Origin of the sequence: Vibrio coralliilyticus (genome assembly GCF_024449095.1) — a bacterium.
GTDB classification, from domain to species: Bacteria; Pseudomonadota; Gammaproteobacteria; order Enterobacterales; family Vibrionaceae; genus Vibrio; species Vibrio coralliilyticus_A.
Map to the genome: position 1 here is coordinate 1,600,955 of NZ_CP024627.1, position 20,913 is coordinate 1,621,867.

Annotated in this window: 18 protein-coding genes; 10 read left to right on the forward strand and 8 right to left on the reverse strand. The window is 43.2% G+C overall.

Annotation, left to right across the window (positions count from 1 at the left end; translation table 11 throughout):
• Positions 1 to 3: 3 nt before the first annotated feature.
• The 4 genes from CTT30_RS07610 to rmf all read left to right on the forward strand — a co-directional run bounded on the left by CTT30_RS07610 (position 4) and on the right by rmf (position 4,197).
• Complete coding sequence (locus CTT30_RS07610) at positions 4 to 246, forward strand: glutaredoxin family protein (RefSeq protein ID WP_239866526.1); 243 nt, start codon at positions 4 to 6, stop codon at positions 244 to 246.
• Positions 224 to 2,140, forward strand: coding sequence for an ABC transporter ATP-binding protein (locus CTT30_RS07615; protein WP_252036552.1), 1,917 nt, complete (start codon positions 224 to 226; stop codon positions 2,138 to 2,140). Before CTT30_RS07610 ends, CTT30_RS07615 begins: the two co-directional genes overlap by 23 nt.
• Positions 2,141 to 2,146: 6 nt before the next feature.
• Positions 2,147 to 3,859, forward strand: a complete 1,713-nt coding sequence (locus CTT30_RS07620) for a DUF3466 family protein (RefSeq protein ID WP_252036553.1) — start codon at positions 2,147 to 2,149, stop codon at positions 3,857 to 3,859.
• 164 nt (positions 3,860 to 4,023) lie between these two features.
• A complete protein-coding gene (gene rmf / locus CTT30_RS07625) occupies positions 4,024 to 4,197 on the forward strand; it encodes a ribosome modulation factor (protein ID WP_006962151.1) in 174 nt (57 codons plus the stop codon).
• Positions 4,198 to 4,336: 139 nt separating this feature from the next.
• On the opposite strand, the gene fabA is transcribed toward rmf, so the two are convergent.
• Both fabA and CTT30_RS07635 read right to left on the reverse strand, forming a co-directional pair.
• A complete protein-coding gene (fabA, locus tag CTT30_RS07630; RefSeq protein WP_004743352.1) occupies positions 4,337 to 4,855 on the reverse strand; it encodes a bifunctional 3-hydroxydecanoyl-ACP dehydratase/trans-2-decenoyl-ACP isomerase in 519 nt (172 codons plus the stop codon).
• A 91-nt stretch (positions 4,856 to 4,946) separates the two neighbouring features.
• Positions 4,947 to 6,590: a S16 family serine protease gene (locus CTT30_RS07635; RefSeq protein WP_252036554.1), complete on the reverse strand. Its 1,644-nt coding sequence runs from the start codon at positions 6,588 to 6,590 to the stop codon at positions 4,947 to 4,949.
• Between the two features lie 166 nt (positions 6,591 to 6,756).
• Between CTT30_RS07635 and matP the strand changes: the two genes are divergently transcribed.
• From matP to CTT30_RS07650, 3 genes are all read left to right on the forward strand, one after another.
• Positions 6,757 to 7,203: a macrodomain Ter protein MatP gene (gene matP, locus CTT30_RS07640; protein WP_239866518.1), complete on the forward strand. Its 447-nt coding sequence runs from the start codon at positions 6,757 to 6,759 to the stop codon at positions 7,201 to 7,203.
• Between the two features lie 9 nt (positions 7,204 to 7,212).
• On the forward strand, positions 7,213 to 7,524 hold the full coding sequence (locus CTT30_RS07645; protein WP_239866516.1) for a DUF3634 family protein: 312 nt from the start codon (positions 7,213 to 7,215) through the stop codon (positions 7,522 to 7,524).
• 112 nt (positions 7,525 to 7,636) lie between these two features.
• On the forward strand, positions 7,637 to 8,881 hold the full coding sequence (locus CTT30_RS07650; RefSeq protein WP_239836414.1) for an HDOD domain-containing protein: 1,245 nt from the start codon (positions 7,637 to 7,639) through the stop codon (positions 8,879 to 8,881).
• A gap of 204 nt (positions 8,882 to 9,085) precedes the next feature.
• Here CTT30_RS07650 and CTT30_RS07655 read toward each other — a convergent pair whose 3' ends face one another.
• From CTT30_RS07655 to CTT30_RS07680, 6 genes are all read right to left on the reverse strand, one after another.
• On the reverse strand, positions 9,086 to 9,268 hold the full coding sequence (locus tag CTT30_RS07655) for a hypothetical protein (RefSeq protein WP_239866514.1): 183 nt from the start codon (positions 9,266 to 9,268) through the stop codon (positions 9,086 to 9,088).
• A gap of 361 nt (positions 9,269 to 9,629) precedes the next feature.
• On the reverse strand, positions 9,630 to 11,045 hold the full coding sequence (locus CTT30_RS07660; RefSeq protein WP_239866513.1) for a leukocidin family pore-forming toxin: 1,416 nt from the start codon (positions 11,043 to 11,045) through the stop codon (positions 9,630 to 9,632).
• Position 11,046: 1 nt separating this feature from the next.
• Positions 11,047 to 11,553: a cytolysin secretion protein gene (locus CTT30_RS07665; RefSeq protein ID WP_239875802.1), complete on the reverse strand. Its 507-nt coding sequence runs from the start codon at positions 11,551 to 11,553 to the stop codon at positions 11,047 to 11,049.
• 831 nt (positions 11,554 to 12,384) lie between these two features.
• The gene (locus CTT30_RS07670) at positions 12,385 to 13,440 is read right to left on the reverse strand and encodes a hypothetical protein (protein WP_252036555.1); all 1,056 of its coding nucleotides are present in this window, start codon (positions 13,438 to 13,440) and stop codon (positions 12,385 to 12,387) included.
• A 100-nt stretch (positions 13,441 to 13,540) separates the two neighbouring features.
• Complete coding sequence (locus CTT30_RS07675) at positions 13,541 to 15,151, reverse strand: FAD-binding protein (RefSeq protein WP_252036556.1); 1,611 nt, start codon at positions 15,149 to 15,151, stop codon at positions 13,541 to 13,543.
• A gap of 64 nt (positions 15,152 to 15,215) precedes the next feature.
• Entirely contained in the window at positions 15,216 to 17,057 is a 1,842-nt protein-coding gene (locus tag CTT30_RS07680) for a carotenoid oxygenase family protein (RefSeq protein WP_252036557.1), read from the reverse strand.
• Between the two features lie 428 nt (positions 17,058 to 17,485).
• Here CTT30_RS07680 and CTT30_RS07685 point away from each other — a divergent pair, with 428 nt between their 5' ends.
• The 3 genes from CTT30_RS07685 to CTT30_RS07695 all read left to right on the forward strand — a co-directional run bounded on the left by CTT30_RS07685 (position 17,486) and on the right by CTT30_RS07695 (position 20,849).
• Positions 17,486 to 19,117, forward strand: coding sequence for a methyl-accepting chemotaxis protein (locus CTT30_RS07685; RefSeq protein WP_252036558.1), 1,632 nt, complete (start codon positions 17,486 to 17,488; stop codon positions 19,115 to 19,117).
• 37 nt (positions 19,118 to 19,154) lie between these two features.
• On the forward strand, positions 19,155 to 20,372 hold the full coding sequence (gene alr, locus CTT30_RS07690; protein WP_172857298.1) for an alanine racemase: 1,218 nt from the start codon (positions 19,155 to 19,157) through the stop codon (positions 20,370 to 20,372).
• A 189-nt stretch (positions 20,373 to 20,561) separates the two neighbouring features.
• On the forward strand, positions 20,562 to 20,849 hold the full coding sequence (locus CTT30_RS07695) for a hypothetical protein (protein ID WP_252036559.1): 288 nt from the start codon (positions 20,562 to 20,564) through the stop codon (positions 20,847 to 20,849).
• Positions 20,850 to 20,913 lie beyond the last annotated feature (64 nt).

Here is a 20,913-nt window from a genome sequence, read left to right on the forward strand (position 1 = left end):
GATTTGATCACACTTTACAGTACAGAAGGGTGCCATCTCTGTGAGATGGCCTATGACCTTTGCCAACAAGCAAAGGTCAGCCAGGACGTAGAGATTGTCGATATTGCATTCGATGATGAGCTATTTTCTCGTTACGGCGTCACTATTCCCGTTCTTAATATCAACGGTGAAGAGTTGAACTGGCCATTTGATTTACAAGAATTACAACATTGGTTGGAACAAAATGGCATTACTTACCATAAATAATGGATTGCTGGCATACGGTGATCACCCGCTACTTGATAATGCAGACTTTGCGCTTCAAGAAAATGAACGTGTCTGTCTAGTCGGTCGCAATGGAGCGGGTAAATCGACATTAATGAAAGTTCTTGCCGGCGAAGTAACTTTGGATGACGGCAAACTGACGGTGACTCAAGATGTCGTTGTGTCTCGCCTTGAGCAAGATCCACCACGTAATCAAGAAGGAACGGTTTTTGACTATGTGGCTGGTGGGCTAGCGGAAATTGGGGAACATTTAAAGATCTACCAAGATCAACTCGATCTGATTGCCACTCAGCCAACAGAGCAGAACATTAATAAACTTGCACGGATTCAAGAACAACTTGAGCATTCAGGTGCTTGGCGTTTCGAAGATCGGATTAAAAATGTTCTTGGCGCGTTGAAGCTTGACGGGCATACAAAGCTGACGGATCTATCTGGTGGCTGGCAGCGTAAGGCTGCGTTGGCTAGAGCTTTAGTACGAGACCCTGATGTTTTGCTGCTCGACGAGCCGACTAACCATCTAGACGTGACAACGATCGAATGGCTAGAGAACTTCCTGAAAGATTTTCGCGGCTCAATTATCTTTATTTCTCACGACCGAGCCTTTATTAAGTCCATGGCGACTCGTATTGTCGATCTTGATCGCGGTAAATTAGCCTCATTTCCAGGTAACTACGACAATTACCTCGTTGATAAAGAAGAAATGCTGCGTGTCGAAGAGATGCAAAATGCGGAGTTTGATAAAAAACTCGCTCAGGAAGAAGTGTGGATACGTCAAGGCATTAAAGCTCGAAGAACCCGCAATGAAGGGAGAGTTCGAGCCCTAAAAAAGCTCCGTGAAGAGCGTAAAGATCGTCGTGAAGTGCAGGGCAAAGCCAATATTCAGGTTGACGACGCGGCTCGTTCTGGAAAGATCGTTTTCGAAGCGGAAAGTATCAACTTCAATATTGATGGCAAGCCGATATTGAAGGACTTTTCTTTCAATATCATGCGTGGAGACCGCATTGCCTTGATTGGACCTAATGGCTGCGGTAAGAGCACCTTACTTAAGTTATTACTTGGTGATCTTCAACCTGATTCGGGGCGACTTCATTGTGGGACCAAGTTGGAAGTAGCTTATTTCGATCAATACCGAGAAATGCTCGATCCTGAGAAGTCTGTTATCGATAACCTTGCTGATGGGAAACAAGAAGTGATGGTAGGTGGTCGTCAGCGCCATGCCTTGAGTTATCTTCAGGACTTCTTATTTGCACCTAAGCGAGCGCGGACGCCAGTGAAAGCGCTATCCGGTGGCGAAAAAAACCGTTTATTACTTGCTCGTATCTTGCTAAAACCAAACAACTTATTAGTTTTAGATGAACCAACCAATGACTTAGATATCGAAACGTTGGAACTTTTGGAAGATTTACTTGCCAATTATCAGGGTACGTTGTTGCTTGTAAGCCATGATCGACAATTTGTAGATAACACAGTTATGACGAGTTGGATCTTTGAAGGTGAAGGTAGAATAGAAGAGTTTGTTGGCGGTTATCATGATGCCCAGCAGCAACGTGAACAAACAAAGAAAGCTCGTACGGTCGAAAAACCGAACAAGGCTGAGAAACAGGTTGAGGCACCTCCCAAAACAGTGTCTGTAAAGAGTAAGCCGAAGAAGTTATCCTATAAACTGCAGCGTGAATTAGAAGCACTGCCGGCAAAACTTGAAGCACTGGAAGCTGAGTTGGAATCGCTGCAAGAGCAGGTCAATGATCCTGACTTCTTCTCTCAACCAGTAGAGCAGACACAACCGATTTTAGATAAGCTTTCTGCCGTAGAGCAGGAACTTGAAATTGCTTTCGAGCGTTGGGAAGAACTCGAAGCAATGCAACAGGAAAGTTAACAAACAATGAGTAGTAAAATCTTTAAACTATCATCTATTACATTGGCTGTAGCCGCTTCTTTTGGGGTAAATGCCGCTATATATAAAGTTGTTGAGATTGATGAGTCTCTTAACGATACATACAGTCTTGGTGGATATACCACGGAATATTACGGAACAGCGGTTGAGCAAGGAAATATTGGGGGGACACCTAATTTTTTAGGCTGTTTTACCAGTACTGATGAAAATGCAGTTGGTGTTCCATGTAGTAGTTCTGATTTCAAAATTGCTGCAGAAACGCGTAACTGGAAGGAAGGTATTAGCTATCGAGAAGAAGTTCCGTTTGCGATGGATAACGCTTTTAACTACGTGGATGATCAAGCTGATTTTGAAAGCTATTGTAATGCTCAGCTTCGTTATGCAGATTGTGACACTTGGTCTACAGATGAATGGAATGGTTATGCTAAAGAGCTATCGAGCAACTATTTAAATTCGATTGCTTTTGTCGAGGGCGAAACAGCGGCAGTTTCTACAACCAACGCAGTTATTAATAGTCTAGATGGAACGGATCCGGTTGGTAATAAACGTGATGGAAGCACAAGAAATGTGGCATTTGTTGGTGCTTCGGATTTAACGCTACCATCAGATAATCCTACTGGTGTAGTGCAAACACGAGCTTGGAAAACGGATGGTACCTATACCGTTGGTAGTATTTCTCGTAAACAAGATAATGCTAATGGGTCACACTTTTATTCTCAAGCTGCTATTTGGGATAGTTCTGATTCATTAGAAATAGGCTTTGGTGATGGTGGAGCAACCATTGACTCTGATGTTTTGGGCCAGGCAAGTATCAGAGACTTCAGAGTAGATGGTAATCTGTTCTATGCTGTCGGCTATAACACCTACACTGATCAAAGGATGGATGCGACCGTATTTGTTGGTGATATGAGCGCAGCGCCAACTGATGTGACTAAATGGTCTTTTAGCTCTGATGATGCAAAAGGTACGGGGATTAAATCAGTTGCCAATGCAACAAGCGGTTCTGACTATATCTATAGCAATTCAGTCGTTTCATCTATTAATGACAACTTTGTCGCAGTAGGTAGTGCAAAGCGAGCGGGTGATAAGCCAGAGAATCGCGCTGCTTCAAATAGGCTGTTTTATATTGCTGATGTGACAAGCTCACCTACAGCCACCTACTTTAGTGGTGGAATCTTCTTTGATGGAGCTGGTGGAACCATGGGCGGGATCAACAACTTTAATGAAGTGGTCGGTAGCGTTGATATCAGTAGCTCGGCTGAAGTCGATGGAGTGGAGCGAGCTAAGCGAGCATTTATAAATCCCCTCAACGCTACTGACACAAATTCTACACGTCGTTCATCTATATTTAATAGCAAAGCTTGGATTCTAGATGACCTCACTAACGATGGTTCTGTTTCCTCAAATAATAACCAATACCGAATTATTGATGCAGCAGATATCAATGATGCAGGTGTCATTGCTGCTACGGCGCTTAAATGTACAAATGGTTACGACACCACTGAAGTTGATTCATACTGTCAAGGTGGCGCTATTGGGGTTGAAAAGCTGGTCGCGGTTAAACTGGTGCCTATTGCTGGAAGTGGAAAAGATGATATTCAAGCGAGAAGCTTCCGCACTGAGACAGTCGAGCGCAAAGGATCTTCGCTTGGTTTCCTAGCTCTGACTCTACTTGCTTTCTTAGGGTTCCGTAGAAAATAGATTAAATTTTCATCTAGGGCACAGGTTCACATTTTTGAGCCTGTGCTTTTTTTATGCCTTGAGAAAGACCAGATTTTGATCGATTCTTAATGGTGGAGTCATAAAAGCTCCACAAAAAGTTAATAGTAGTACGTTAGAAAAACTTTATGTATGAGGACGACACTATGAAGAGACAAAAGCGTGACCGCTTAGAAAGAGCTCAATCTCAAGGCTACAAAGCAGGCTTAAATGGCCGCTCAACGGACTCATGTCCATATCAACAGATGGATGCTCGATCTTATTGGCTCGGTGGTTGGCGCGATGCCAGGGAAGACAAACACTCTGGTCTCTACAAATAACAGACTCAATCCACATACGACATAAGGAACACAAAAGCCCCGAAAATTCGGGGCTTTTGTTTGCATTTATAACGCACTATAACTAAATGCATTGGCAACAAAAAAGCGACTCAATCGAGTCGCTTAGAAAAAGACTTGCTTAAAACGCAGATGTATCTTGGAAAAGGCCTACTTTAAGGTCTTTCGCTACGTAGATTTCTTTTCCATCTACAAGAACGCGGCCATCAGCTAGACCCATTACAAGCTTACGGTTAACAACTCGCTTCATATGAATTTCATAAGTAACTTTCTTTGCAGTAGGCAGGATTTGACCAGTGAATTTCACTTCACCCACACCTAGAGCTCGGCCTTTACCTTTGCCACCAACCCAACCAAGGAAGAAGCCAACAAGTTGCCACATCGCATCAAGGCCTAGACAGCCAGGCATCACTGGGTCACCAGGGAAGTGACAATCGAAGAACCAGAGATCAGGAGTAATATCGAGTTCTGCTAGAATTAGACCTTTACCGAAATCACCTTCAGTTTCAGACATCTTAGTGACGCGGTCCATCATTAGCATGTTAGGTGCAGGTAGCTGGGGGTAACCTGGGCCAAATAGCTCACCTTGGCTAGAAGCTAATAGATCTTCGCGGTTATAAGAATCACGTTTGTTTTGCATTATCAATTACTCCAAATTTTGATAGCAGCATGTTAGTGAACACGTGTACGCTAAACAACTCCGATCAGTCTAAATGTGACTAATCTTTGCTCTAAGAGAACCAGTTTTTGATGCGTTCCACAATTCCCTGTGGATGTTCATGTTTTTCATAGTTATCAATTCGTTCCGCAATTTTATGAATCACGCTAGTTTCATCGTCTCCACGGAATGGTTTTCCCATAATGATAGGAATAGCTTCATCAACCGTTTCCACCGACCAAATATGGAACTCATCATTCTTAATGCTTTCTACTACATCTTTATGAAGGGCTAAATGTTTTAGATTCGTTTTGGGTAAAATTACCCCTTGTTGGCCAGTGAGGCCTTGGTGTTTACAAACATGGTAGAAACCTTCAATCTTCTCGTTAAGGCCACCGACTGCTTGCACTCGTCCAAATTGATCTACCGCACCAGTGACTGCGATCTGTTGATTAATTGGATATTCAGATAGGGCACTCACAAAAGAGCACAACTCCGCGAGCGTGGCGCTGTCGCCATCAACCTCACAATAGGACTGTTCAAATACAACTGAAGCCGAATAAGGCAACGGCTCATCCAATTGTAGCGCGCTTGAGACAAATGCTTGCATGATCATCATGCCTTTTGCATGGAGGTTACCACCTAGCTCAGCTTTGCGTTCAACATCGGAAATATCGCCATCACCAAAATGAATAACACATGAAATTCGTGCGGGCTCACCGTAAGGAAGAGGATGACCTGAAACATCAATGACTGTCAGACCATTTACTTGGCCAATACACTCACCCTGAGTTTCAATAATCACTTGACCATCTAAGATATCAGATAATGCACGCTCCGGAAGATATGACTCACGCTGAAATTTTGCTTCTATAGCTTTATCTAGTGCGCTTTCACTAATCTGCTGCCCATCGGAGTAGAGGGATGCTTCTTGAAAGAGCGAGAGATACCACAGTGGCTCAATCGGCATATAGCGTTGATCTTCGGTATACCTTGCACCAGCGACCATTAGGCGATGAATAGATGCTGCAGAAAGCGATGGCAAACCGTATTCCTTTAGCAAGGAAGACAGATACCCTAAATACGGTCTGATAGATTGTTCACTTAATGTGATTTCGTGTTCGATCTCGGTATAAGAAGCCAAACCATTATAGAGTTCACCATCCAAGTACTCTAAATCAGCGATCTGATCTCTATTGCCAACGACAACGAGTTTAATGTTGTAAGCTGAAATAGGGCACTCGTTTGCAATGTTGCTTGGTGTAACGTTGACGGGGCTAACCTGTTCGCCAAGAAAGACAGATTTAAGCATTAGCCAACTACTTGGATTCGCTAGAAGAATATTCGCCGATACTACAAGATAACCGCCATTTGCTTTTTCTAAAAGACCTTGTTTTTGTGAAACAATTTCACCAAGCTTGTTACATGAATAAGTGCCAAGCAACTCGTTTATATTAATGCTTTCAGATGAAATAATGGGGCTGTTAGATAACGAAGATAAACCGTTTTTAATACTTGTGCGGTAGAAAGCATTATCAGGTGAATTTATTACGAGAATTCTGGAAAAGCCTTTAATCTCAGCAAAGGTTGACAAGGCTTGCTTTAATCGAGGTTGAACATCGAGAAAGCTAACATGGGGTAGGCTTTCAAATTGCGATATAACATCGTCATAATGGGAGTATTGCGGTGTGACGGCATGCCAGCTTTCTTGGTTCATCGACAGTATTCATGTGCTTGAAAAGGTCAGAAATTATATAGAAAAACCGCTAAGTATGACATAGCCAATTTAATGTGATGATCTAGGTCGATTTTTCTACAATAAAGATTGTATCTATAGTGACGCTGAGTTACGCTGTCACCCAAATTCAATGGAACTGCTTACAATGAAATATCAACAGCTTGAAAATTTAGAATGTGGTTGGAAGTGGAATTATCTCATTAGTAAATGGAAAAACGGTGAGGAGATCACTCGTCACGTTGACACTAGTGAAGCTGAGGCTGCGGTGAATGAGTTGCGTAACCTTGAGCATGAGCCAACAAAAGTTCTGGAGTGGATAGAACTTCACATGTCTCTTGAGTTAGACAATAAACTCAAACAAGCCATTCGAGCAAAGCGTAAGCGCCATTTTAATGCCGAACAGATACACACCAAGAAGAAGTCAATTGACTTGGACTATCGAGTTTGGGAAAAGCTGTCAACGCGGGCAAATGAACTGGGCTGTACTTTGTCTGATGCCATTGAATATCTGCTTTCGGAGGCCTCTAGAAGTGAAAAGGCAAGCAGAGCAGTCAACACTCTCAAAGAGGATCTGAGTAAGTTACTAGATTAAGGAGTAGATATGCTTTATGTAATTTTAGTGGCGGCCATTGTTATCTTTTGGCTGGTAGCTATTGATAGACCAGTCTTGCGAGTTCAATTTAAGTTGGGGCAAATCACTAAGGAAAAAGGTCACTTTCCTCCTACTTTTCGCCACAATGTTCTCGATATTGCTGAGCGCGATCCTTTCGATGGCGAATTTAAAGTCTATCAGCAACGGACAGGAATGAAACTTGTCTTTTCTAAACAAGTGCCGAAGAAGATCCAGCAGCGGATAAGAAATGTGTTCCCTCATCAAGGTTTTCAGTCCAAAGGTAAGAAAAAAGCGCATTAACAGAACATCATTTATACCTAAGCCCCAGTGATTGGCATCAATCACTGGGGCTTTTGCTATTAGGTTTTTAGTCAGCACTCTTAGGTATAATTGTTTGTGCTAATGTTAAATAATGATTCTTCCCATGGGGTATTTCTGTTTGCTACTTACCAACAAAAAATACAATGAAGAAGCAAATCAGCTGGCTGGAGCAATAGCTGCATCAACCAGAGAACGTTACGCCAAATGGCTTGTTAGTATTAAGTATGTGCTTGATCAGTCAGACGTTGATTCAGTGCTCAGTCGGCAGAGTGAGTTTTGCGACACAGTGATTCTCAATGAAAAAGAGCGAGTAATGAAAAACCAGCGCCTCTTACTGGAATGTGAAAGTAGTAAAGTCGAGGAGAGGCGCCAAGCAGCAGAAGCAAGGCAGAAGATACATGAGAGTGTCATAGGGGACATTTCCAAGTTAGCGACAGAAGGAATGATAGAAAAGCTTGCAGAGCTAGAGGTGTTAAAGTTATTCGGGCGTTTCCCTGACTTTTCTTATTTTTTAAGTATCGCGTATTCGCCCTCAGTCAGTTATAGCAAGCTCGATGTTTTAGCCGTCAACGACAATCAATTAAAGAATAATCTTTTCGAACTATGCAGGAATCCCAAGTTTTGTGCTCGTTTGGGTAAAACGGTAAGAAGTTTCACTGACACGAAGATGGCAATAGGCTTGCTTGGTATTGATAACAGTCGTGTTTTGTTTCCAATCTTAATGGTTAAGCCTTTGCTACGTTGGGATGAACCAACCACTAAGCTCATAGCTCCAAAACTTTGGCAACATATGATTTTGACAGCAAATGTTACTCGTATTCGCCTAGAGGAAGCTGGTGTAAAATCACCTGAGCAGGGAATAGCAATCGGCATTTTACGGACTATTAGCCAGTTTGCTATTGTTAACAACTTCCCGATGATGTTCGAAGATACCTTAGTAGAACGAATGCAGTTCTATCGTGATAAGAATCGTCGTGAAGAATATTACGCTTGCGCGGAGATTAAGCCCATTATGAGTGTGCTTCCAGACGTTATTCTTGGTTTAGAAAGTTTACTAACACGTAAAGTGGTAGAGCATATTGAGTGGTCACCCAGAAATATACACCTAAAGAATGCTTTACTTGAAGATTTAGATGACATTCCCATATTAGAGCGAAGCCCTTACGGGGTTGCTTTAGCCCAAGCTCAAGCCTATTCAATATATGATGCGCTTGATCGTAGTAGTGTTTTTGTTAACAAGCATAAGCCATTTTGGTTCGCCAACGTTCAGATGCCACCAGAGGCATTAAAAGCTATCCGTAATTGTAACCCTGGCCGTATTGACTTGAGTGTCTGAGTTAAGATAAGCACCATTTAACGCACTATAACTGAATACTTCAATATCAAAATATTATCGAGATCTGAACGATAATCGCCAACTTCATCATAGTTTAACTCATACTCCTACCAATAAAGGGCCGCCTATATTGACTGATGATGGGCACTTTTCTGTAAATCAAACAAAAAGAAGTTCTCAGCGTAATCGTTGAGAACTTTTATATTATGGCGCAATGACGATGTCAGAATCTTCTGTGGTGAACAAGTTGGCTTTATTTTGCTTTATGAGCTGTGCTGCGTAAGAAGGAGTGACCGCATGAATATCGCCTTTAGCTCTAAGAGTATAGGCTTCCCAAGCGTGATCGCGATATTTACCGGTTTGAGTATATTGGATTAGTACTTTCATCTGGCCCTCACTGTGTAACGGTTTGTAAACCTACTGATAACAATAATAGGACCGTTTAAGTTATGCACCTGCTAAAAATGAAACATAAGATTAACTTATTCTACCTAATTTTGTGGCACAAGAATCGCACCGCTATTTGGCTTGAAATTAATTATAGATATAAGAGAAACGTACTATTACGAACGATCCCAGTCCTCGGTTTTTTGTGTAATCAAAGCGACGATTTGAACAAACATCTGGAACAGGCTAACTATTAATCAGCCAAAGTGGAGTGGTTTTCTATTCGAGTTTCTCTGTCTAAAAAGAGTGTTTCCAAATAAAAACGGAAGACAGTGTCTTCCGTTTTAGCTTCATTACAAAATTACAGTTTGATTTTTTGTAGTGTTGGTTTCCATCTCGCGTGTGTTGCTTGATCTTCAGGCGTTACTCCAACGTTACGACCGTCTAGAATGTTAAGCACATAACGTTTATTGGTACCATCGACGTAGCGACTGATCAGCTTGTCACCTTCCCAGAACCATTTTTGAGCAAGGTTAGAGCTACATGACTCAACGGTTAGGTTCTTATCATCAGAAACCGTCAGACATCGATCTGGTGCAACACGGCTGCGGTAACGCTCATTACTATCTAGGCCCCAAGTCTGATTCCAACTTCCGTGACAGCTCCAGCCATCCACTTGACCACCCTCGGCTTCTTTATCGCCGTTGGTACCATAAACGTCTAGGCACAAGTCGTTGTTGCTTAACGACTGCAAGGTTACGTGTGCCTCAGCTTCAAACAGTGGGTGACTCCAGTCTATACGAACTGTACGCGGAATGGACCAACCTGTTGTTGCCCAGCCGCCAGGTCCATAGACGGAGAAGAGTGCCGATGGAATAACGTCGCCATAGCGTGCTTTGGCAATAAACTTCGCACCGATTTCAAAATCCGTAGTTCCTGTCTGAGAGACTGGAGCTTCGTAGATGACGTCGTAGTTAGGTTTGAAGTTAGCGTAAGAGATTGGGTTGAATTTCGATTTATCGAATACCCATCCGCTTCCCCAGTGTGCAGATGTAAAGTAGCAGCCTAGTTCTTCACGGCGTAGCTCTTCACATTCATCAAATTCGCGCTCAAAAGCAACCTCAAAATCACTGAGTGAAGAACGGTTGTTTACACGGTAGTCTTTGGTATCAAACACCAATGTTTTTTCATTCTTATAGCTGAATGAACCGCTGACTTCTGCGCTGACTTTAGGCCCATCTTTGCCTACCTCCGCACCAGCGGAGCCATTAATACCGATAGAGTAGCCATGTGTATCACGATGCTGGTAATTCTTATTCTCGTTATGAGGAAAGTCGCTGACTTTCTTTGGTACGTAACCTGAAACTGGTTTTACCCATAGCTCGTAACTGCTTGCAAATGGACCTATATATGTACGTCGATTCGCCCAGCTTTGGAACCAGCTGTGATCCTGTTGAAGGTCATCGACGAGGTGGAAACCTGTGCCAGGTTTATCAGCTTCAACGGTAAAGCGCACGATCTTAGCGTCAGGTGTAAAACCTTGTGAAGTTGATGACTGAACCGAACGCATTTGGGATACGTTAACGCGAATATCAACCGAGGCCCCCGCGTTACACCAATCTCGTTTCGTTTCGAAATCTTTACTGGTATACAAATTACACGTCAGCTTGGAACTGGTGATGTAGTAGACTTTCTCAACAACAGGAACGTAATCATCCGCAAACGCGTTGACAGAAGCCGCAAGCAAGGAAAGTGTGAAAATAGTAGAAGTTTTCATGTTACTCCCCTCCAAAACCAAGGCGATCAAGTGCATGAACCAATGATTGCTTAATGCTTTCTAATTCAGCCGATGGGTTATTCACTGGCTCACCGTTTTCGTCACGAACGTCCGCCACAATAGAGTTGATGATATTGTCGCCTTGATACATTCCAGTGACCACTACAGGTGCGTCACTACCAAGCCCTGTTAACGATTGGCTTAACTCAATTTTTGCATCGTCACCGGAAACTTGTTTTAGGTCGATAACCACTGTATCACCTTTAACAACATGAGATTTTGCCTGTGCTATATCATCATCAGATGCGGTTCCTACATTGATGTAGAGTAAATCGGTCTTAGCCAAGTGTCCGTTGTAAAACTGAGTTGATTGCTGATAGTGCTCAGTAATTGACTGAGAAATTTCACTTTCACTTCCAAGTATCTGAATATCAGCAAACGCATGTGCAGCAAACAAAGAAGAGAGTAGGGTAAGCGTCCCTAACACTTTAGTTCTGTTATTTTGCATACAAAAATCCTCGTAAAGAGTTATTACTTAATAACAATTTAAACGTTAGTTAACTTTCCATGATATTTTGTTGTCATCCTTGAACGAGAATAAATACCTCTTGGAATCAAGCTATATTCCAAATCAATCCCCGTGTTTTATTTAGTACCACGATCAATGGATTTCGGGAAAGGGATTTTTTAGGTGAATTAATTGAATTCTTATACTAATCAATTAGCACAAAATGTGACATTAATTCATTTTAAACCATGATTGGTCTATGACATTGTTGCTCGGAAATGATACAGACTTTGTTCTTTTAATGATCTTAATGCCACTTTTGTTATTTAATTTAAACGGTATTAAATGAGTTAAATATAAAAAGAGCAGATGATGGATTTTAATATAAATTTCTGTTTAAAAAGAAAATTTTTTGTTTTGCATTAGTTTTTAAGTGATCGTTATAACAGTGAATAGCTCTTCATTCAGATGTTGCTAAAGTGCTCTCAGTCATATGTCTCAATATTGATAATGTCAAAACATTAATTAAAGTAATTGCTCTAATTAAAATTCAAATATAATTTGAAATTTTAAGCTAAAATCAAAACATAGATCACAAATGTTTCTTATAAGAAACTTCAGGTATTTTTATGATTTTTTATCGTTCGGTATAATAACCAGATAGGCTTTAAGGAATAATGTTAAAACAATTATGTTCAGTTAAGGTTTATATTTTAAATGCCTCTAAATTAAAACTTCCTAATGTAGGAAATCGTTATTTAATAAAAATATTAAAAGTATAAGGCCTATAAAATGGCTGGGTTTTCCAACCATTTTATATAGGCCAGCTGCTTATTCTGTAGACAAGGCATCGCAATAGAAAGGACCACTGAACTCAAGCAATGCTTGCGGAATTTCGATGGATTCTTCCAATTGCCCAAAGTCATACAAAGAGAATTTTACATCCGCTTTCATAGACTTCATGTACTTTTGTTCACCACCAAAAATGATAACGGAAGGAAATTCAAGAGGATAAAAATCATCTAAATCAGATTTTGCCTCCATCACCATTTTGTATCTGAGTTTGTTCATTTCAACTTTTAGGTAGCCAGCGCAAGAATCATATTCACGCTTGACCGATAGGTTTCCAATGGCGGGGTAGAAAATAAGGTCGTAGTTGTCTGAAATGTAGCGTCCAGCCCATAACTCTATGTTGGAGTTTCCAATTTTAGCACCTGTGAACATGTAGTAGAGATCATCGGAGAGTCCCATACTATAAACCATGCCTGCACTCGACTCTTTGTCATACCAGCCTTTATCAACCTGAGCATAACCGCTTCCAAAAAGAGACACGTCACCATCAGAGAAGCTGTATTGAATTGGTGTTCCTACAGTATAAAGAAACCATTTGCCTCCGACACCGGGCAATTCTGGAATGATACCAAATGGGGTCTGCCCTGGGTTTAATCCTCGCCAATAATGAGCATGCTCGCCATCCCAACGCATCGAGAAATGGAAGTCATTGTAGGTCACTTCAACCGAGTCTTGATTAGCGACGACAACTCCCGGGATTTCATAGTGAAAAAGCGTCGCATCATCAAAACCTTTCATAATGAGTTTATCACGGAAGATATCGTACTTAATGGTTTTTCCATTGAGTGGGGTAAAAGCAAGGTGAACGTACGCTTTGGGCGTTGGCTCATCAAAATCAGGCGCTATATAGCTCTGGAGGCTGATTTTGAAATAACCCACATCCGGTACCGCAACATTATAGAACCACTGTTCTGCCCAAGTTTTATCCGAGCTTGGTACATGTGGCCGAATATCATCTAAGGTAGTCGCAAACACAGTTAGACTCAGCAGAGAAAACGCTGCTGTGACGGTAAGAAAAATCGATTTGAGATTCATCGTCTGTTGTTCCTTTAAATCAATGAGGATGAGTAAAGGGAAATAAGTATTGATGCTGAATCGGCCACAAGGAGTTCTCCCTATGGCCAATTGACACTAGCTAGCGACAAATACGAGCGTCGGTGAAATGCAGCCCAGCCTGACATTGCGTTCCAGACTGACAGTGCTCGTCTGTCTGGCAGTAGCATTCCCCACGGACGTTACATCCTGGCGTTAAATAGTCATCCATAGGGATATCTCCACTTACGCGCTCCCAGAAAGGGTTGGTAAAAATATTGTAAGGGTCCAGCTCTGCTTTCGCCTGTAAGAACTCAGGCCACATCGGGAATCGAGAAGGCATATCCTCGAAGATCGCAACAGAATTTTTGCCCCAGTGAGGTCGTGCATCATACTTACGCAATGACATCTGCTCTATTTCCAGATTCACAAAGTAATTCTTCGGTTCCTTTTTACCTTCTTGACGCAAGGTGTATTCAATACCCACAAATGCGGTTTCGCGACCAGCACTCATACCAATATAGCTGTCAGAGGCTTTACCAAAGCGGAAATAAATGCCATTGAGAGGGAAACAGGTTTTTGGATGAGCCGCGACAATCTCACGTACGTCACTGATCCAGTCAGGCAAACGCTCAATATCAATGGCCACTTCCTGAAGTGCGATAGGAAGTCTGTCCCAAATACATTTGTTGGGATCTTTACATTTGAAGTACTGCATTTGATCAGAGTAACCAATAGGTTCACTCACTTTCTTGCCAGTATGAGTATCGCGGAAGTAAGACTTCGCTCTGGCGTTATAACGCGCAACGGCGGCTAGACATTGCAATCCAGTGCCCGGAAATTCGTGAGCGGCATTAAATAGCAAACCGAAGAAAAACTCCTCTGCATCAGACACATCCGCCTGAGCATTATACGCTTCACCTTGCGTCTCCAATGGAACAGGGTTGTATAAGGTGGTGGTATAGCGGCCAAGGCCAGGGAACCAAGCTATATTGGCTGAGTAGTTGTTGCGAGCGATGTCCAGAACAACATCTTCCAATCCAGAATCGTCACGATACCCTGTAACTTCTGCTTTGACTTTAAACGCTTCCTCGATAGCCAGCGTGACTTCAACGACGACACCTAACACGCCCAAGTTGACGCGAGCAGCGTTGAGCAAATCGCCGTTCAACACACGAACGTCTCCCTGACCATCAACGACTTTAAGCTCTGTCACATAGTCCGCTAGCATATTGCTGGGTTTTTCCAATGTTGAGCCATGTGTACCACTGCCAAGCATACCGCCGACTGTGAAGATGGCTAACTCAGTGACCATGTTGATCGCGTAACCTTGTTTACGAAGAAAGTCATTTAAGTCGTTAAACCTCATACCCGCTTCAACTGTGACTCGTTTATTCGCTGCATCGAAATGAACGATCTTATCCATATTCTTCAGCGTGAGTTGAACTTGGTCATCACCCGCGCAGGCAGCATCAATCTGACTGGCAAACTTACGGTTACCCGTCATCACTTTTTTACCGCGTATCAGTGCATCTTTAATGATAGCCTGAACGCCTTCAATGGATTGTGGGTCATAAACCGCTTCAGGATGACAGGTATAGGTCCCTTGATAGTTGGAGATTTCACGTTCGGGCTCGCTCGTTTGAAGCGCAAAGGCTGTTCCTAATGCAGCCGATATTAAAGTAGCGCCGAGCGCGAGAGTTCTTATTCTCATTAAATATTCCTTATTTAAAAACACTGTGACATTGAGCTTCATCAGCTCGAAATAGCAATGGGTATCAGCCAAATCGTGGCAATATTTGTTGTTCGATAACGTCCCGAACGGCACGTCGATGTTGAGGAACTCGACTGCGGAAGAACTCGCCAACATTGGCTTGGTATCCGTCAATCGGTCTTGGCCCTATCTCTGGAACCCAAAGCGCATGATTCGTTGTCGCAAAATTGAGTTGGGAATGACCTAAAATGGCAAGCGGGCCTTGAGAGAGGTTTTTCGCATCAAAAATCCAGATTTCTTTACCGTTGCCAATGGTGTTGGTTGGCTCTTTACGAACTACCGCAGTAAAGATGTAGCCGTCATCTTGCGCGTGGCTACCGGGCCTAGACATAAACTGAGGCGTTCGTATTACACAGTCAGCAGGAAATTGATAAGCGTTGGTGACTGCCATCTTTTGGCAATCCATATGGACGAGCGCGGAAGGTTGGTCTTCTTGAGGCAACGAGTCATTAGTAAACAGACGGTTAGGGTATTGCTCGTATGCATCCGCGACACGCTCAACAACATGATCTTTGCGATAGCCCACAGCGGCCCAGTAGATATGGTCAAACTGTTCAGGGAATTGGAAATGACCTCGGTAAGCGGGATCGTTCATATCCCAGAAAAGCTGGTCATCTCGAATTAAACGAAAATCACCCGTAATTTCACGCACGGAATCAGATTGAACCTGAATTCGAGCTCGAACTAGGCCACCGACATCCATCGGTGCGGCAGGATAACCTGCGAGTGAATCACTGACTCTTCCACCGAATAGCAATCTATCTCTGGTATATTGCGGCTCAGATTTATCCATCGCGCCCAGATACTGCCCATACAGCGTAATTTCGTTTTCATGATCATCGTAATTGCACATAACATCCGAGGTATCAAAGTTAAGCTCAATGTAATCGGCTGTGACAATGTCACTACTTGAGAGCAAGTCTTTCTTGCGAATAACCCATACAGGCGTACGATGTTGCTGAGCGTTGACTGAGCGGATGCCTATCATTCTTAACGGCTCAACTTGTGCAGCTGTTTCAAAGATAAGGACATGATGGCGGGTGACACCCAGTGAATGCGCAGTCGCAGCGATAAATGCTGGTCGGCCATCTCGTCCGACGATATCCCAACCTTGAAGGGCGCTTTTCTTATCCCACTTCAGGAGCCGGATAAATCCATTCTTGGTGCCTGTATTTGAAACGTTACCTCCATAGTTAATGGTAAAACACTCGTCTGATTCGAGATCAAAGTATGGGTGACCAGTGGTCCGTACCTGAGGAAATAGCCATTTGTCTGGCGTCAGTGCGTCCATCCATGGTGGTAAACTGCTACGCCATTCATCGTAATGACCGATGGGCGTAATAAGATCTAATGTTGTCGCATCAAATTCATAAGGAACGCCGCCCTCGTAACTTAAAGCGAACCGGTTATCACCAAGGTAGTTGGGTGCGGTATTACAGTAGTTAACAAATCCCATAGAAGGGCTGTAATACGCCATACCACCGAGCAATTTGAATCTATCAGGCCAATAGTGGATGTGCTGTTGCATGATAGCAGAGGGGGTGTCGATCATTTTGCGCATAAACGACACTTGCCCAAGGGAGAAATCCAAGCGGGTCAGCGCACCACGACCACTCGGGCTAAGATGATCCCGCTCGAGTGGAATGCCTTCAGCAAAGAACACATGGCCCATGATGTCATCAGGTAATTGTCCGTAAAGCAGATTTAAGTTGCCCGAAGAGGGCGTGAAGTCGGCTTGCATTATCGACTCTGGAAAAAGTGAATGATTCACAGTCGGTGAAGCGAACAGCTGCCCAGGCACTAGTGTGACACCCGCTAATCCCTTTAAAAAAGTACGTCTTTCCATAGTTCTCATCAATAAGTAACTGCATGCATATATTGGAAAGTAGATGAGATTTATAAAGTGTATTGAGGAATGTTAAAAATTATGAATTGTGGCAGAGAAGTGGTGCAATGACTCTAGTCGGTTACACAGTGAAGCATCAATAACATACTGAAAATCTGTTACTTTTATCATTATTCAATTTCTCAAAACCATTAGTGACAACGTCACTAAATTTGTTCTAATCACTATCTTTTCATAAGCATTGTCTATTGCTACTCGCTATTCACATTATCCTTGCCTATCTTTATTGAGTATTAAAACAGTATGAGCATTCAGCTGTGACTGGCTGTACTCGTGCTGAATAAAGAGTGCGTGTACCGCAAAGTCCTTGAAGAGAGAAGGATGTCATACACAGGGCACTCTTAACTTAGATGTAAGGTACCTAACGTATGCATGTGAAGAACCTTTCGATCGGCAAAAAAATTGCCTTAGCGTTTGTCGTTATCGCCGCAATGAATTTGGGCTTCGGCTTTTTAATGCTGAGTGAACTAAGGAACATTAAAGCCGAACTCCTCAACTATACCGACGATACACTGCCTGCTGTCGAGAAAGTCGACTCTATTCGAGACCAGATGTCGTTATGGCGAAGAGCTCAGTTTGCCGCCTTTGCGATGAGTGATCCTGCAAAAGTTCAATCCACCATTTCAAGCAACGAGAACATTCGTCAGGAAATTAATAAAGGGCTCAGCGCCTACGGAAAGACCGTTTGGCCTGGTGAAGAAGAACAAACCTTCAAGCGACTAGATAAGAAGTGGCAAGGTTATCTGGCGACGATGGACTCATTCAATCAAGCCATGTCCAACATGGACAAAGAAACCGCTTACCCCATATTGGCTAACTCACTCGGTGAGTTTGAGAGCATCGAGGCTGACATTAATATATTGGTCGACATTCTCAAAGGTGCAATGAACAGCAATCGGGAAGCGATTTTATCGTCAGTCGATGGCTTAAGCCGTTCAGCAATGATCATCAATGTTTTGATTGTCGCCGTCATGGTTATTATGACGATGTTTCTGACCCGAATTATATGCGGTCCTTTAGTTGTCGTTGTTAAGCAAGCCAATGCAATCGCAGAGGGTGATCTGTCTAGAACACTGGATCGCTCAGCGATCGGTAACGATGAGTTAGGTGAGCTAGCTGATGCTTCGACCCGAATGCAAAGCAACCTCAGAGACTTAATCAACCAGAGCGTCACAGTGGTTCGCGAGCTCGGGCGCGCAGTCGATGACATGACGCATACATCGAACAAGTCAGCGCGTGAAATGCAAGATCAGCAATCACAGGTCACCCACGTTGCGACGGCGATGGGGGAAATGAAATCCTCTGTGGCAAATGTAGCTCAAACCACAGAGGTCTCTGCTGAAAAAGCCAATGACGCGAATGGCAAAGTTCAGGAAGGGGCACGCAATACCAAAGCAATGGTCGGTTCAATTCAAAATGTCGCACAGATCATGGGCGAAGCGGGTGAGAGTGTTGCCGAGCTTGAACAACAATCGAACCAGGTTAATACCATTGTTGATGTGATCCGAGACATTGCCGATCAAACCAACCTGCTCGCACTAAACGCCGCTATTGAGGCAGCACGAGCGGGTGAATCTGGACGAGGTTTTGCTGTTGTAGCTGACGAAGTTCGTACACTCGCCGGGCGTACACAGGCCTCCACAAGTGAAATCACCGCCATCATCGAGAAACTTCAGGCTATTGCCAGCCAGGCAAAAGAGACAACCGACCGTTCGCGTCAGCAAATCGAAACGTGCGTAGAGCAAGGTAATCAGTCTCAAGAACTTATGACCGCGATTCGTGGCTTCATCTCAGAAATAGCTGACATGGGAACGCAAATAGCCAGCGCGTGTAATCAGCAGGATAGTGTGGCTGAAGAGCTCAGTTCAAATATTGAGAGTATTAACATGTCTGCTCAATCTGTTTCTGCTGGCTCTGAAAGCACTGCACAGGGTTGTCAGGAGCTCAGCCGCCTGTCCGCCTCGCTCCAGCAAGCGATGGGTAAATTCAAATTGGATTAGTGAGTCAGACGAATACGGTCTGGAATAGGGAGGTTTTATGGTTTTCCGCGCAACACTGGTTTCACTTGCAGTCGCATCTGCACTATTTCCAATGGGCTCCATCGCTGCACCTATAGCGTTGCCTGACACGCCGCCAGCAATGAATCAAGTACAGCAATCGAACGCATGGCTTGAGATTAGCCTAGGTCAATTCAAACAAAACATGGCACAGTTTCGCTCCCATCTCAGCAGTCAAACAAAGCTTTGTGTGGTGATGAAGGCCGATGCCTATGGCAATGGAATACGCGGCTTAATGCCGACCATTCTTGAGCTCAATGTCCCTTGCATCGCAATCGCAAGTAATGCTGAGGCGAGGACTGTTCGAGATAGTGGGTTTGAAGGCCAGTTAGTTCGTGTTCGATCTGCTGACATTCAGGAAATTGAACAAGCCATGGATCTTGATATTGAAGAGCTTATCGGCAGCTTGGAGCAGGCGAATCAGATCAAATCTCTAAGCACAGACAAAACAATCAAAGTCCATTTAGCGTTGAATGATGGCGGCATGTCTCGAAATGGGATTGATATGAGTACCGAAAAAGGTAAGCAAGAAGCACTTGATATTGCGAAGCACCAAGGCATCGATATCGTGGGCATCATGACGCATTTCCCAAATTATGATGCTGACGAAGTGAGAAGCAAACTCGCAGATTTCAATCAAAGCTCAGCATGGCTGATCGAAAACGCTAACTTGAATAGGGATGATGTATTACTCCATGTATCAAACTCTTATACGGCATTGAACGTTCCTGAAGCGCAACTGGATATGGTGAGACCCGGCGGGGTACTGTATGGCGATCTGCCAACTAACCCGGAATATCCCTCAATTGTTAGTTTCAAAACTCGAGTCGCGTCTTTACACAATGTTCCTGCCAATTCTACCGTCGGCTATGACAGTAGCTACGTGACCAAACGTGACAGTGTATTGGCCAATTTACCCGTAGGGTACTCTGATGGTTACCCGAGAAAAATGGGTAACCGAGCCCATGTCATAGTGAATGGGCAACGTGCTCCGGTTGTAGGGAAAACATCGATGAACACGACGATGGTAGATGTTACTGATGTTAAAGGTGTAATTACGGGACAAGAAGTCACACTGTTTGGCCAACAAGCGAATGCACAAATCAGTGTCGGAGAAATGGAAGAACATGCTGAATTGATATTCCCAGAGCTTTATACCGTTTGGGGAACGGCCAATCCAAGGCTTTACATACCGTAACCAAGATCACATAAAGCGGTTCAAAGCCAGCGTTAGTGAGCCATTTAGATAAACTTCAAATTGGCTATAAACGCTGGCTATATATAGGGTTAGCGACATCATTACTTCTTTTTAGACTTTTTCATTTTATATTCAATCATTTTGATATGAGAATAATGCTTCTTTAAACCTATTGTCAGGGAGACAAATATGGAAAATGAAGCAGCTGCAATTATTGCTAAAAGCTCACCTCAACAAATCGCGACTGGCGAGTTAGTTGTCCTCAAAAACACCATCAAGAAATTCTGTAAAGGCCCTATGCGTTCTGAGCTCATGAAGTTGGCTAACTCAGAGCTCGGGGCAATCTGTTCTAAGATCACTGCGGAGCGCATGCCGCTTTATCAAGCGAAAATCACCCACCTTAAAGAACTTGCCAAGTGCAACAATCAGTTAAGACTAAGAGACGAACTACGAGAAATCAGAAGTACAGGCATTTAACCCGATTTAATCAAGCAAGGACGTTAACCGCCTGATAAAAGAAATATTACAACAATAAATAACC